At 42.1% G+C, this 13,754-nt stretch carries 10 protein-coding genes; 9 read left to right on the forward strand and 1 reads right to left on the reverse strand.

Annotated features, from left to right (window positions below; translation table 11 throughout):
• Positions 1–11: 11 nt before the first annotated feature.
• The 8 genes from GX654_16115 (at position 12) to GX654_16150 (ending at position 9,495) form a co-directional block, all read left to right on the forward strand.
• Positions 12–2,456, forward strand: coding sequence for a hypothetical protein (locus GX654_16115; protein ID NLD38387.1), 2,445 nt, complete (start codon positions 12–14; stop codon positions 2,454–2,456).
• A gap of 192 nt (positions 2,457–2,648) precedes the next feature.
• Positions 2,649–4,280, forward strand: a complete 1,632-nt coding sequence (locus tag GX654_16120; GenBank protein NLD38388.1) for a tannase/feruloyl esterase family alpha/beta hydrolase — start codon at positions 2,649–2,651, stop codon at positions 4,278–4,280.
• Between the two features lie 13 nt (positions 4,281–4,293).
• Positions 4,294–5,838 carry a tannase/feruloyl esterase family alpha/beta hydrolase gene (locus GX654_16125; protein ID NLD38389.1) on the forward strand — a complete coding sequence of 515 codons (1,545 nt, stop codon included), beginning with the start codon at positions 4,294–4,296 and terminating at the stop codon, positions 5,836–5,838.
• 296 nt (positions 5,839–6,134) lie between these two features.
• On the forward strand, positions 6,135–6,641 hold the full coding sequence (locus tag GX654_16130) for a GNAT family N-acetyltransferase (protein ID NLD38390.1): 507 nt from the start codon (positions 6,135–6,137) through the stop codon (positions 6,639–6,641).
• Between the two features lie 23 nt (positions 6,642–6,664).
• A complete protein-coding gene (locus GX654_16135) occupies positions 6,665–7,291 on the forward strand; it encodes a hypothetical protein (GenBank protein ID NLD38391.1) in 627 nt (208 codons plus the stop codon).
• Between the two features lie 22 nt (positions 7,292–7,313).
• A complete protein-coding gene (locus GX654_16140) occupies positions 7,314–8,108 on the forward strand; it encodes a methyltransferase domain-containing protein (protein ID NLD38392.1) in 795 nt (264 codons plus the stop codon).
• A gap of 101 nt (positions 8,109–8,209) precedes the next feature.
• Entirely contained in the window at positions 8,210–8,758 is a 549-nt protein-coding gene (locus GX654_16145; GenBank protein NLD38393.1) for a GNAT family N-acetyltransferase, read from the forward strand.
• Positions 8,759–8,769: 11 nt separating this feature from the next.
• Positions 8,770–9,495 (forward strand): class I SAM-dependent methyltransferase, encoded by a 726-nt coding sequence (locus GX654_16150; GenBank protein ID NLD38394.1) that lies wholly within the window; start codon positions 8,770–8,772, stop codon positions 9,493–9,495.
• A 356-nt stretch (positions 9,496–9,851) separates the two neighbouring features.
• Here the strand turns inward: GX654_16150 and GX654_16155 are convergent, their stop codons facing one another.
• On the reverse strand, positions 9,852–11,627 hold the full coding sequence (locus tag GX654_16155; protein ID NLD38395.1) for a hypothetical protein: 1,776 nt from the start codon (positions 11,625–11,627) through the stop codon (positions 9,852–9,854).
• A 512-nt stretch (positions 11,628–12,139) separates the two neighbouring features.
• On the opposite strand from GX654_16155, the gene GX654_16160 reads away from it, so the two are divergent.
• Complete coding sequence (locus tag GX654_16160; GenBank protein ID NLD38396.1) at positions 12,140–12,628, forward strand: ParB N-terminal domain-containing protein; 489 nt, start codon at positions 12,140–12,142, stop codon at positions 12,626–12,628.
• The last annotated feature ends 1,126 nt before the right edge of the window (positions 12,629–13,754 follow it).

Below are 13,754 nucleotides of genomic sequence, written 5' to 3' on the forward strand. Positions count from 1 at the left end.
AGGAGATAAAAATGACCGACATTAATAAGAAGCTGTTTGACCAGATAGATAAGCTTACACTAAGTAAACGTATCCAGCAATGGAAACAGGCAGTGAAATCATCCGGGTGGAGACTTTTTGCCGACAGGGCAAAATGGACTGCAGAATCATGGAAGGAGACCGAGGGAGAGGATATTCAGATCAGGCGTGCGAAGCTATTGGAAAAGATTCTTAAAAATATAGAGATCCGCATCCTGGATTTTGATGTAATAGTGGGCAGGCTCACCCCGAATGTGATCGGATGTGCAACATCATTTGATATATCCGGGGACTATATCCCCGGCCTGTGGGAGGATAAGGGTGAGATCAATGTCACAATGGATGCCAATGTCGGCCTGGACAGGGAAAGCCTTGAGGTACTTAGAGACAGTGCACGTGTATTTATAGGTAAGACAGCCCCTGAAATGACATACAAGGTATGGGAACAGGTGGTTGGCTCATGGGCAAAGGATGCCGAAGATGCAAAGCTGAAAGACCCGACACTTGATACAGGCTTTTTTCCCCAGTGTACCTCCGTGCTCATGTGGGGAAATATCCTTAATAAAGGCGTAAGAAGTTTTATCGATGAGGCAAAGGCCCATATAGATGAGTTTATAAAAAATCAGGATACGAACATTGATAAACTTCATTTCTGGAGATCTGCAATAATTGTGTGCGAGGCTGCAATAGCCCATGCACACAGGTATGCTGCTTTAGCAAGAAAGATGGCAGAGAGTGAACCAAAGGCAGAACGCAAGGCTGAGCTTCTTGAAATAGCACGTATATGTGAATATGTGCCAGAACACCCTGCAAGAACCTTTCATGAGGCGCTCCAGTGCATGGCCATCATGGGGGTGTGCAAGAATTATGAAAACCCCATGCATAATAATCCACAGTGGGGCAGGGGAGATCAGTACCTGTACAAATACTTTATCAATGATATAAACAGTGGCCGTATTAAACTGGAAAGGGCAGCTGAACTTTTGGCAGAGCTCATCGGACGTTGGGGCACCCAGACCTTTATAGCCGCTGAGAGCCTGAAGCAGTCACACCAGATCAATTTTGCAATCAATAATATTATGCTGGGCGGTGTTGATAAAAATGGTGTGGATGCGACAAACGAGCTGACCTATCTTTTTCTCCATATGGTTGGGCTTTTACAGCTTTCTTCCCCTACTGTCGGGCTCAGATGGAATAAAGGCACACCAGACTGGATTATGAGCAAGGCCATACGAACAAACATGGCTACAAAGGGTGGCATACCCCTCTTTGAAAATGACGAGGTGGTTATCTCTCATTTTGTTGAGGATGGAGTTCCTGCTGAAGAGGCCAGGGAGTGGTGTGGCCTGGGTTGTGTGTACCCGTGTCTGCCTTCAAAGGCCGAGCATTACGGCTCTGATGGTGTTGCTGCTACCAATATGGCGGGAATGCTGCACCTGGCCCTGCATAACGGTATTGATATAAATGGAAGATTAACCGGTGTTCAGACAGGTGACCCTAAGGAATTTAAGAGTTTTAATGATCTGTATAATGCCGTGATGATACAGCATAAATTCTTTACTCATCGTGTATTCTGGCTTGGCGCTATTGCCAGAAAGGAACAGCCCAAATATGTGAGACTTCCGTTCCTTTCAGTAATGGGCATAGAAAAGACCATGAAAAACGGGCAGGACCTTTTGATCCCGCATCCCGATTACTCTAACTTCGGCTTTTCTGATCGTGCCTTAATAGATACTGCTGACTCCCTAATGGCAATAAAGAAACTGGTATTTGATGATAAGAAACTTACCATGTCGGAACTGCTCGATGTCCTTGACAGCAACTTTGAAGGTAAAAAGGGTGAAGAGATTCGTCAGATGTGTATCAGACAGCCCAAGTATGGAAATGATATTGATGAGGTGGATAGCCTGGTCGCAAAAGTAAGCAAAGATTCTTACGATATTATAAGGAGCTATGATAACTCCCCATACAGAAAATATCTTGTGGCGCGGGAAGGGCTTGCCTGGCATTATTTCGGTGGCCTTGGTGTAGGCGCACTTCCGAACGGGAGAAAGTCCCTTGAACCTCTTAATGACGGCTCTCTATCACCCATGCGTGGTGCAGACAAAAAAGGGCCTACAGCAGTGCTTCGCTCTGCCTTAAAGGCAGGATCAAGGGAGTCATATGCATCTGTTCTCAATCAGAAGTTTTCTTCATCCATTGTACAGAGCGAGGAGAGCATAGGTAAACTGGTTGCATATACAAATGCATTTATGGGTAATGATGGCTCTCATATTCAATACAACATGGTTGATACCAATGAACTGAAAGACGCAAAGGTGAATCCTGAAAAACACAAGGATCTCATTGTGAGGATAGGCGGGTTCAGCGCATATTTTACCCAACTGTCACCAGGTATACAGGATGATGTGATAAACAGGAGTGAACATAATTTATAATCAAAAAATATTATTATTTGATTAGAGCTTTCAGCATTCAGCGATCAGCGTTCAGCTCTTTATTGTCAGGTTATGATAATTGAATATTCCCAAGTTCGTCATTCCCCGGCTTGACCGGGGAATCCAGGTTTTTCAAGCTATTTGCAGTGCCGCAAAATGCTATTATAAATAATTATCAAAAAGGAAGAGGTCATGGAGAAAAGAAAATTTAAAAGCGTTCGATTTGTCTATTTGCTCGGTATCATTATTTTATTTTGTCTTTTATTCAGCGCCTGTGAGAAGGATCGCCCTGAAAGCGAACCTCAGCCGGATGTAACAACAGAACTGGCTGTGGATTACACAAAGGCAGAGATATTACCGGTAAAATCATGTGATTCAATGAGCAGTTTTAAGGCAGATGATATAATCCAGCTCGGGGCAACTGAAATACCGGCTGAAGCGGGTACCCCTGGTTTCTGCAAGGTAAGGGGTATGCTTGATCCTGAGATAGCCTTTGAGGTAAACCTCCCTGAAAAATGGAACGGCAGGTTTTATATGATAGGTAATGGCGGTCATGCAGGGCAGTCCCTTGATGATCCTATGCAGGTTCCCCAGGTAAAGGAGGCCATAGGCAAGGGGTTTGCAATTGCCCTCACCAATACAGGCCATGATACAACAAAAGAGCCAGGCGCCTCATTTGTAATGAGCAACCCTCAAAAGGCTATAGATTATGCATATCGGGCAGTCCACCTTACAGCAGTAACTGCCAAGGCAATAACTGCCGACTATTATGCTGCCCCCATAAAATATTCATACTGGAATTCCTGCTCAAACGGGGGGCGCCAGGGGATGATAGAGGCGCAGCGTTTTCCTGAAGATTTTGATGGTATAATAGCAAATGCCCCCTGGGTGGATCAGACAGGTTTTACCATAGGGGCCATATGGAATGAGAAGGCCTTGAATGGCATTACACTTACAGCAGAAAAAATGGCTCTTGTTGCAGAGAGGGTTATGGCAAAGTGTGATGAGATAGACGGTTTAAAGGATGGGCTTATTGATGACCCGCGTAAATGTGGTTTTGACCCTGTTAAAGATGTACCAGCATGTGAAGAGGGGGCAGATAGGTCTGATTGTCTCACGATAGCCCAGGCAGAGGCCATAGCAAAGGTCTATCAGGGGCCTGTAAGCAACGGCGAAAATATTTTTCCCGGTTTCATGCCAGGTAGTGAAGCAGTTATGCCGGGCATGTTTGGCGGGCCCTCGCAGAGCGGCTGGATGGGTCTTATCATAGGTGCGCGACCGGGTATGCCTTCAGCAGATTTTGGCCTGGCCCAGGATACCATGCGTTATCTTGTGCATAATCCGCCCAAACCTGACTATGACTGCATGACATTTGATTTTAATAAGGACATCCATATGCTGGATGATTGGGGAAAAATAGCAAATGCAAAAGATCCTGATCTATCAAGATTCAGGGATCGCGGCGGGAGACTATTAATGACATATGGGTGGGCAGACCCCGTGCTTCAGCCCATGATGGGGGTCAACTATTATGAAGAGGCCCTGAAGGTAAATGGCCCGGGCACCCCTGAATTTTTCAGGCTCTTCATGGTTCCTGGTATGTCACACTGCAGCGGTGGTGAGTGTCCCAACCAGTTTGATTCCGTAACCAATATCGTGAACTGGGTTGAAAAGGGAAAGGCCCCTGATAAAATAATCGCAAAACAGATTAAGAATGGAGAGATCATCCGCTCAAGGCCACTCTGCCCATATCCTGAAGTGGCCCGTTTCAAGGGCACAGGTAGCATTGATGATGCGGAAAACTTTGAATGCGTAACACCATAAAAAGGAGATGAAAATGGTTAACAGATTTAAATGGGTTTTTATACCGGTAATACTGGTTTTCCTGTCAACCTTTCCTGCCATGGCAGCAGATTCATGTGAGAGACTTGCCTCTCTTGTAATCAAGGATGGTAAGATAGATACAGCGGCAATTGTTGAGGCCGGTCAGTTTAAACCGCCCGCAGCAGGCTTTATGATGGGCGGGCCTGGAGGTAATCCATTTCAGGGCACCCCTGCATTCTGTCGTGTTACAGCCACACTTACTCCAACCTCTGACTCAGACATTAAAATAGAGGTATGGATGCCAAAAGAAAACTGGAACGGTAAACTTGTTGGTATTGGTAATGGTGTATGGGCAGGGACCATAAGTCATTCGTCCATGGCAGAGCCTGTATCAAAGGGGTATGCCGCGGTTGCTACAGACACCGGTCATGCTGGAAGCGGTATGGATGCAAAATGGGCTATAGGCCATAGAGAAAAGCTCGTTGATTTCGGCCACCGTGCCGTTCATGAGATGACAGTCAAGGCAAAGGAGTTGCTGGCTGCCTATTATGGCAAAAAAGAGGATAAGTCATTCTGGGTGAGCTGTTCAACAGGCGGGCGTCAGGGGCTTATGGCCGCATACAGATACCCGGATGACTTTGACGGCATCTCATCAATGGCCCCGGCCAACCCCATGGTTGGGCTTATGATCAGCTCATTATGGTCAGGTTATGTTGCCATGAAGGACAATGCCTATAATCTTTCTTCTGCTGATCTTATGCTTTCAAATAGGGCATATATGGATAAGTGCGATGAGAAGGATGGTGTAAAGGATGGTATTGTCTCATGGCCGGAGATGTGCAGTTATGACCCCAAAGTGCTTGCATGCAGTGAAGCGAAAAATGAGAATTGCCTGACTTTAACCCAGATTGAGGCGCTGAGTAATGTCTACGGCGGAGTAAAAAATCCACGGACAAAAGAGGTTGTATTCTCAGGTTTTACACCGGGAAGCGAGCAGATGCTTTCCATGCTTACCAGCGGGACTGAACCCTTTCCTGGTGCGGTTTCATATTTCAGGGACATTGTGTTTGAGGATCCTGCATGGGATTTCAAATCCTTTGACTATGATAAAGACCTTGCTGCATCATACAAGGCGGCATCTGATATACTGGATGTGCCGCCGGACGGGCTCTCAAAGTTTTTTAATGGTGGCGGAAAACTTCTGCTTTCACATGGCTGGGCAGATGGCCTTATACCTGCTGCAAATACTGTGGCATTTTATAAGACCATGACAGAAAAGCTCGATAAGGATAACGTTGCTGATTCCGCAAGGCTCTTCATGATCCCGGGGATGAGTCATTGTTCCGGTGGCACAGGGCCAAACGTTGTTGATATGCTATCTGTGATTGATAACTGGGTTACGAGCGGAAAGGCCCCTGAGACCATTATAGCAACCACTGCCCCGGTGCCGGGCCAGAAACAGATGACAAGGCCCCTTTGCCCATACCCGAAGGTAGCTGTATATAAGGGATCAGGAAGCACGGATGATGCAGCCAATTTTGAATGTAAGGTGAAATAGAACCAGACTTTTATGGAGTATTATCACCTATATTTCCCCTGAGAGCTTTACAGCCTTCAGGGGAAATTCTATTTTTTGGGCTTAACATCAGTGTAAAAAATCTAGATCAATGATTGAAAATAATATAAATGAAATAATAATTATCCGTCCTACCCGCGAAGGCGGGTATCCATTGATTTAACTTTTTGATATCCCAAGTGGATCCCCACCTGCGCGGGGATGACGTCAATGAGGTAAATTTAACTTTTTACGAGACTGACAACTTTGACACTTTATTAAAGCATTATTCAAACATTATGTCCGAAATTATTCTGGCAACCAAAAGGCTGCGACTGGAAAAAATTGGTGAAGAGCATAAAAAAGATCTCTTCAGTCTGCTCTCCAATCCAAAGGTTCATAAATATTTCCCTAAGACACTTGATGACAGGGAAAAGGAAGAATTCTTTGAAAAGATACAACACCAGTATAATACGATCGGATATTGCTTCTGGGCTGTTATCAGAAAAAAGGATGAAACATTCTTGGGTATATGCGGACTGTTAGCTCAGGTTATCGAGGAAAAAAAAGAGGTTGAGGTAGGGTATCGTTTATCAGATGAATTCTGGGGGAATGGATACGGCCCTGAAGCAGCATTGGGTTGTATTGAATATGCTAAAGAAAAATTAAAGGTGCCATCAATAATATCTCTAATTCGTTCTGTTAACATTCAATCCATAAGGGTAGCAGAGAAGAATGGTTTAGTTTTTGAGAAAGAGGTAATGTTTCATGATATGCCTCATAATCTTTATCGTGTTTTAACCTAAACCATCATGAAAGGAGATCTATCATGATTAAAAATCTGATTATAGTTGCTTTGGTTACTATTCTTTTATCAGCTTGCTCTCAATGGGTTTCTGTAAATCCTCTTTCCCCTCCGGCTGAACCGGATAAAAAAATGGAAGGTTTATGGAAACTGGAATCCAAGGAGAATGATACGGTATATCTTCACATCGGGGAAAAGGCTGATAATACTATGATAGCGCTTAGTATTGAGCATAAGGGGGATGGAAGCCTTGATATTGTAGAGATTCCCTTTTTTATATCCAGAACAGGTACAAATAATTATTTAAATGTCAGATATGAAGATATCGAAAAGGGTGTATCAGAAAGTGATAAAGGATTTATTTTTGTCAAATACTCCTTTTCTGATGATAACACTCTCTCTTTCTATCAATTTGATCCTGAGCTAATTATCTCCGCAGTACAATCAGGAAAACTGAAAGGAGAGGTATACTACAGGGAAACAAAAACTACTCCGACACCTGAAAGTACGGTTAGAGAAAAATCAACTCCAGAAAAAACAGTTGATAGTGTTAAGATGACTGATACATCCGAAAACCTTGTAAAATATTTCGAATCTGAAGGTGTCAAATTTTTACCTGAAGTATTAAAATTTATCAGGGTGAAACAGTAACCATATATAAAAGAGATCAATGATGGATTATATGCTGTCAAACAAGAAAGCCTGGGAAGAAGCATTTGATAACAGGCATGAAAATTGGGGCGATGATATAGCCAGTAGAATAAGAAATGAAAAATATCCATTCTTTAACCCGGAGACGATTAAATTTCTTAATAGGTATGATCTAAGGGATAAAACGGTAGTACAGTTTTGCTCTAACAATGGTCGTGAATTGCTTTCTCTAGTGAAGAATAGTGGAGCAAGGGAAGGGTTTGGCTTTGATATTGCGGAGAATCAGACACGTTATTCAAATCAAAAAGCTAACGAATTGGGCATAAGATGCAAGTTTGTACCGGTTAATATCCTTGATATTGGAAATGAATACTTTAACAGGTTTGATTTCATAATTATAACTGCCGGAGCATTATGCTGGTTTAAAGATCTGGATATCTTTTTTGACAAAGTCTCAAAGTGTCTATCAAAGAATGGGATACTGCTGGTTAACGAAATACATCCAGTTACAAATATGCTTGCTGCTTTGGGAGAAGATGATTTTGATGAATCCAGCCCATTAAAGTTAATACATTCATATTTCAATAAGGAGTGGGTTCAAAATGATGGCATGTATTATATGACCAAAAAAAAGTACGATTCAAAAACCTTTACAAGTTACACTCATCCTTATTCAGATATAATCAATGCGATGTGTCTATCAGGGATAAAGATTATTGCTATGAATGAGTATATGATTGATATTTCAGATTTGTTTGTGCATTTAAACAATAAAGAAATACCTCTGTCATTCATACTTGAAGGAAAAAAGGAATAAATTCGAAATCAATTAATGACAGTATCTATAATATGGAAAATAACCACATAGTGGTGTCATATTGATAGCGTTATCATTTTATTAAAACCATAATGATGAATATGTATCAGAAAATAAATGAAATAATTATACGTGACTGGCAGATGGAAGATATTCCATCACTGGTCAAGTATGCCGATAACATAAAGATATGGCAAAACCTTCGTGATGGATTTCCGCATCCTTATACTGAGAGTGATGCGGAAAAATTTATCACCCATATCGAAAATTCAAAACCGAAGACGATCTTTGCTATAGCAACTGAAAACGAGATTATTGGCAGCATCGGTATAATAATAGGTGAGGATGTCCACAGGTATACAGCAGAGATGGGGTACTGGCTTGCTGAGCCCTTCTGGGGTAAGGGCATAATGACTGAAGCGGTGAAATTTATAAGTGAATGGGCCTTTCATGAATTCAGTCTTCACAGAATTTATGCTACCCCTTATGCCACAAATACTGCCTCAGCCAGGGTGCTTGAAAAGGCGGGTTTTGAAAAGGAAGGTGTGATCCGTTCAGGGGCGTTCAAAGATGGTAAGATTGTGGATATGTTTATGTATAGCCTTATTAATATCAGTACTAATTCTGATATTCATTTGAATTTTTCATAAAGGAATTACTCATGGCAACTGTTAAGCAACACTACGAAGAGGTATTGGCTGATGTTTACTCATGGATGTATGGCGGTTTTGAGAACGGGTTACAGCGCAACAGAGAATTCATAAGTAAGCATGGATTGACCCCTGATGGTTCAACCTTGGCTGTTGACCTGGGTGCCGGAAGCGGATTCCAGTCAATCCCCCTTGCTGAGGCCGGATATTATGTAACAGCAATTGATCTCAGTGCAAAACTCCTTGATGAATTGAAGGCAAATTCGAAAGAACTTCCGATAACTATTGTTAAAGGTGATCTGTTGGAGTTTGATAATATCATCAATAAAAAACCGGAGTTGATTGTCTGCATGACAGATACGATTGTCCACCTTGACTCAAAGGATATGGTCTCTTTACTTTTTGGAAAGGTATTTAATGAATTGGAGCCTGATGGAAAATTCGTTATTTCCTTCCGCGATCTGGCCCATGAGTTAAAAGACCTTGATAGATTTATACCAGTAAGAAGTGATGATAATACTGTTTTTACCTGCTTTCTCGAATATGAACCTGAGCATGTTAATGTTCATGATATTGTATACAGGAAGATAGATGGCAAATGGAATCTGTTTAAAAGCTTTTTCAGAAAGCTGCGTCTGTCAAGGGAATGGGTTGAGGGACAAATGGTACAATATGGATTTAAAATATTGATATCTGATTTTGAAAATGGTTTTATAACTATGGTTGTTCAGAAGTAAGTAAATTTGCCAGGGGCCAAGGAGTCGATGGTTCAAGGGGTCGAGTGAAAATCGATTTACCGCTCGTTCACTTAGTCAGGTTGGGTTTAGTGAAGCAGCCCAACAGGATATTTATTTAAGGGTGTTGGGTTAAAACCCCGACCTGCTGGATGCCAGATCAAGTCTGGCATGACGTCATCCAACATTATTAGGCATATTCGTCATTCCCGACTTGATCGGGAATCTAGGGCTTTACCTCTCGTTCACACGGACATTGTGGGAATATTTACATTAACGCCCTGCGTTTTATCGCCAAAATTATGACCATTGTTAAAAGTTAGGTATTTGTTTTTACACTCGACCCCTTGACCCCTTACCTATCTCACCTTCACCCCCAGATACTTCTTCACATCATAATACCCTGCATTACGTGCCAGTGCCCCGAAGGTGCCTAATGTTAATCCGCTGGGTGGTGTTTTGCCAATCTCGTTAACTCCATAGAAGCACCCGCAGTCATGCATGGTTCTCTTGTTAAAAACGATTGTGCCCTGGCTGCCGTTGCACGCCTCTTCTATCCATGTGAAAAGGTATGTGTCTTCCCTCAGTTTTACATATTTGCATGGAGAACTCCACATCATGCCTGGCACATCATTCTTGTAAAAGATGGTCCATGAGTATGAGAAGGGTGTGCTGTATACATGGATGGATGTCATGAAATCACTGTATGACCATGTGAGTGAGGTACCCACCAGTTCATCAGTAAAGTGGTGCCTTAACATGCCGGGCGCCCTGACGCCTTCCATTTCAATAATGCCGAATATTACCTCCTGTGACACCTCATTTGCCATGTAAGGTGAACCAAGCATGGAGTAAACGCACGTGGTAAGTCCGTTTACAAGGTCTAATACAATGTAAACGCTTTCATGGGGGGTGGTATCACTATGGGGGTTAACGAAAACAATCATCTTTTCAGCTGGCTCAAATGCCTCATAAGGTTCTTCATGCCATTTTACCTCTCCTTCACGGCGGTATCTCAGTTTTTTTATCTCATCAAACCTGTAATTCCATACAGGGCCATTATTGTCGTAGCGGAGAGTAAGCTCTTTACCCACAAGTAAATCATTTAAGGGCATCTTGTTACCTAATGTGCCTGAATCCATAACCCCTGCATCGTTAAAGGGAGGCGGGCTTTTTTTTACTATTTCATTCACCTGTTTTTCCGTTAAAGGAGGGTGATTCTTAAGGGGCCGGTACACAGGCCTGAATCCTTTCTTTTTAATCACAGGGGGAGGCGGCTGAGGTTCTTTGCCTTTTGGCATAGGAGGTGTCTTCATTTCATAGATTATCTCTTTACCATGATCATCAAACCCATGGAATTGTGCTATCTGGCCTGTTATCTCCCCTTCTCCCCTGAACATGTAATATTCGAGTTCATCTTTTTCATTGAACCCCAGCCTTACCCCTGCCTGTGTGAGAGTGAACAGGTCAAGGATATACATGGTCATAATGCCTGCGAATTCGCATTCGACCCTGTCATATAAAAAGATATTTTCATCTATCTGGATAAAATCCGAAGGGGCGCAATATACAAGCTCATCATCATTTCGGGTCAGTTCGACAAATGATGAGTATGTAACAGAGGGGAAAAATTCTAGGGTCTCTATGCCCCTGTCCGATTTCCAGTGAAACCCCTTGCCTGATATTTTGTTGGTAATGTGGTGACGTTCATGAGGTAGATTTTTATTGGTAGCAACATAACCATAGTATATCTCCCTCTGTACCTCCCTGTTGTCTTCATATCCGCAGAACCACACCTCAATAACCGTGGCAAGCCCTGATTTCTGGTCAATAACGATGTTATAACCCCTCTGTGTGTCTGGGATCATATGTGAAAAGAAGACAACATGCTTAAGAGTCAGTGCGCCATAACCGCATTCAACAGTTTTTTTACCATCTTCAATAAGAGATAGTCTACTGATATCTCTAAATGAGTATTCAAGCAGAGGGCCGTTATCAGTTACAATTTTCATGGATTCGCCTGCAAGAAGATCAGAACGTTCAGAAACACATTCCGGTCCACCGAAAAGCGCACCCAGCCCTTCATCAATCTGTTCACTGGTGAGTTTTGTATATTGAAACCTGTGCATTAACATTTTTGACCCTCCTTGTTGTCTCTCTTTAATGACGTGTTTTTTAAGGGATGAAAGCCTGATGATATGGAATAGAGAATTTTGTGTCAAGGATGGAATTCACAAAGTAAGGATCTTGACTGAGCTTCGGATTTTTTTAGGGCTGTTTTGAGGAAAAAGCGTTGTATTCAAACGGGGCACACACTCTGAGTCAGTCATGATTTTTTACTGGATCGATCTGGCGCTAGAAACATCATTTAAATAAAAAAATAATCTGCACGGAATCATGTGCAGCATTGCAAACAAATGTGTGCTGTCCTTCTAATCTCTCAGATGCCGGGTTACTAACACTTCTTTAATTACCCGACCTTGTTTATTCAGCTCCTTACTATAATTGTTATAAAAACAGGTGGTTGGTGTAGCAATACCCTTTTATGTATTATTCTGCGATTATTCAATTATGTAATGGCATACATATTGTAAAAGATAAAGACTCATAGACCTGCCTTATTAAATAAAACATCAGGAGAAAAACCATGGAATTGATTGATATTAAAAAGATTGATCCTTCCCTTTCCAGCACAGGAAACTCATTAGCGCGGATAAACTCAGGGAGCTTGCCACGAGCATCATGCGTGAGGGGCTTTATTGAACCTGTAGTGTTAAGGCGTTGTAACGGGCGTTTTCAGGTCATATGCGGGGAGAGAAGATTCAGGGCTGTTAAGGAATATACTGATATCAAATCCATACTCGCAAGGGTCATTAAGGTAAATGACCTTGAAGCAAGGTGCATGTGCGCTGCGGAAAACCTGCAACGTGAAAAGTTGAACCACCTGTTCCATAAATTTATGAGACAGGTGGGAAATATCTTTAATAATCTGCCTAAACCATTGAAATGGCGGTCATTTTATGAAAATGACCTTCCTGTTTTACTGGACACTTCAGAGGATGTGCTGGTTACTGCAATAGATCACAATCTCAACCGGTCACAGGTAGGAAAGGCAGGCTGGAGCTGTTTAGGCTGAGGGCTGAAGGAAAAAATACAAAACACTAACAGCCTTCAGACTGAAAAGCTTCAGCCTCTTATTTAATGCTGACTGGAGGGATTTCCAGGGCAGACCTGCAGGGGAAGAAAAAAGGGAAAACGCCATTATGATAGATGATTATCTTACTGCCCTTTGAAAGGGCGGGTGGCAGGCAACACATATTATACAGGCCCCCATGTCTTCGGAACGTTTCAGCGCCGGTATTGTATCTGCCATGAAGAAAAAGAGGATACTGGGGGTAACAAACAGGTATATGATTGTAGCAAAGCATAGACTGTAGACTGGCAGGTTACAAGATACTATAAACCGCGAACCATCCGCCGTCGCTGAAGCTATGGCGGGACAGGCAACGAAAGGCACGAAAAAATAAAAGATAAATATTCTCAACTTTCTTGGCGACGATGGAGGGTTTTATTGCTTTACTTAATGGTCTACAGCCTAAAAGGCTTCCCTGGCGCAGCATTTTTTCCTTCCATCTTGTCACGTTGTACCCTTTGGCGAAGACAGAAGTTTTAACGAAGACGGAAGCCTTTGCGACGACAGCCTGTTTTCCTTATCTTGAATCTTGAATCTTCAATTTTGAATTATGTATTTACTTCCTTGCTTTTTCAACCAATTAATTTTAAAACTAACCCATTATATCTTTTTGGGTATATTGTATTACAGCCTTACAAGTCTTTTTGATTTATACACCTTTGGGTTAATGATAATTGTTCACCCTGTTAAGTCCGCACAGCGGGCCGCAAAGAAACATTTAACAGGGTGAATTGATAAAATTATTTAATATTTTCCCTGTTAAATTTCCCAGAGGGAACATCATTTAAAAGGGCGGAAATAGGAGAATCAAGACACAGTATGTCATTCCGACGCAGGTGGGAATCCAGTTGTTTTTGATTTGTGATTATTGGGGTATGTCCAATGTCAAGGGCAGAGCCCGGTTTTCATTCAGACCTTAATTCTTGTCTTATGGTCACAAATCAAATTTTATATTTGATTATAAATAATATTTAATCGACAGAAGAGTATTGGTTATAATTATGATTATGCGAACATTAATACCATTGATTTTATTATTATCAGTTTTCGTGGCACCTGTATTTTCAGC

Source organism: Desulfatiglans sp. (assembly GCA_012513605.1).
Classification (GTDB): Bacteria; Desulfobacterota; DSM-4660; order Desulfatiglandales; family HGW-15; genus JAAZBV01.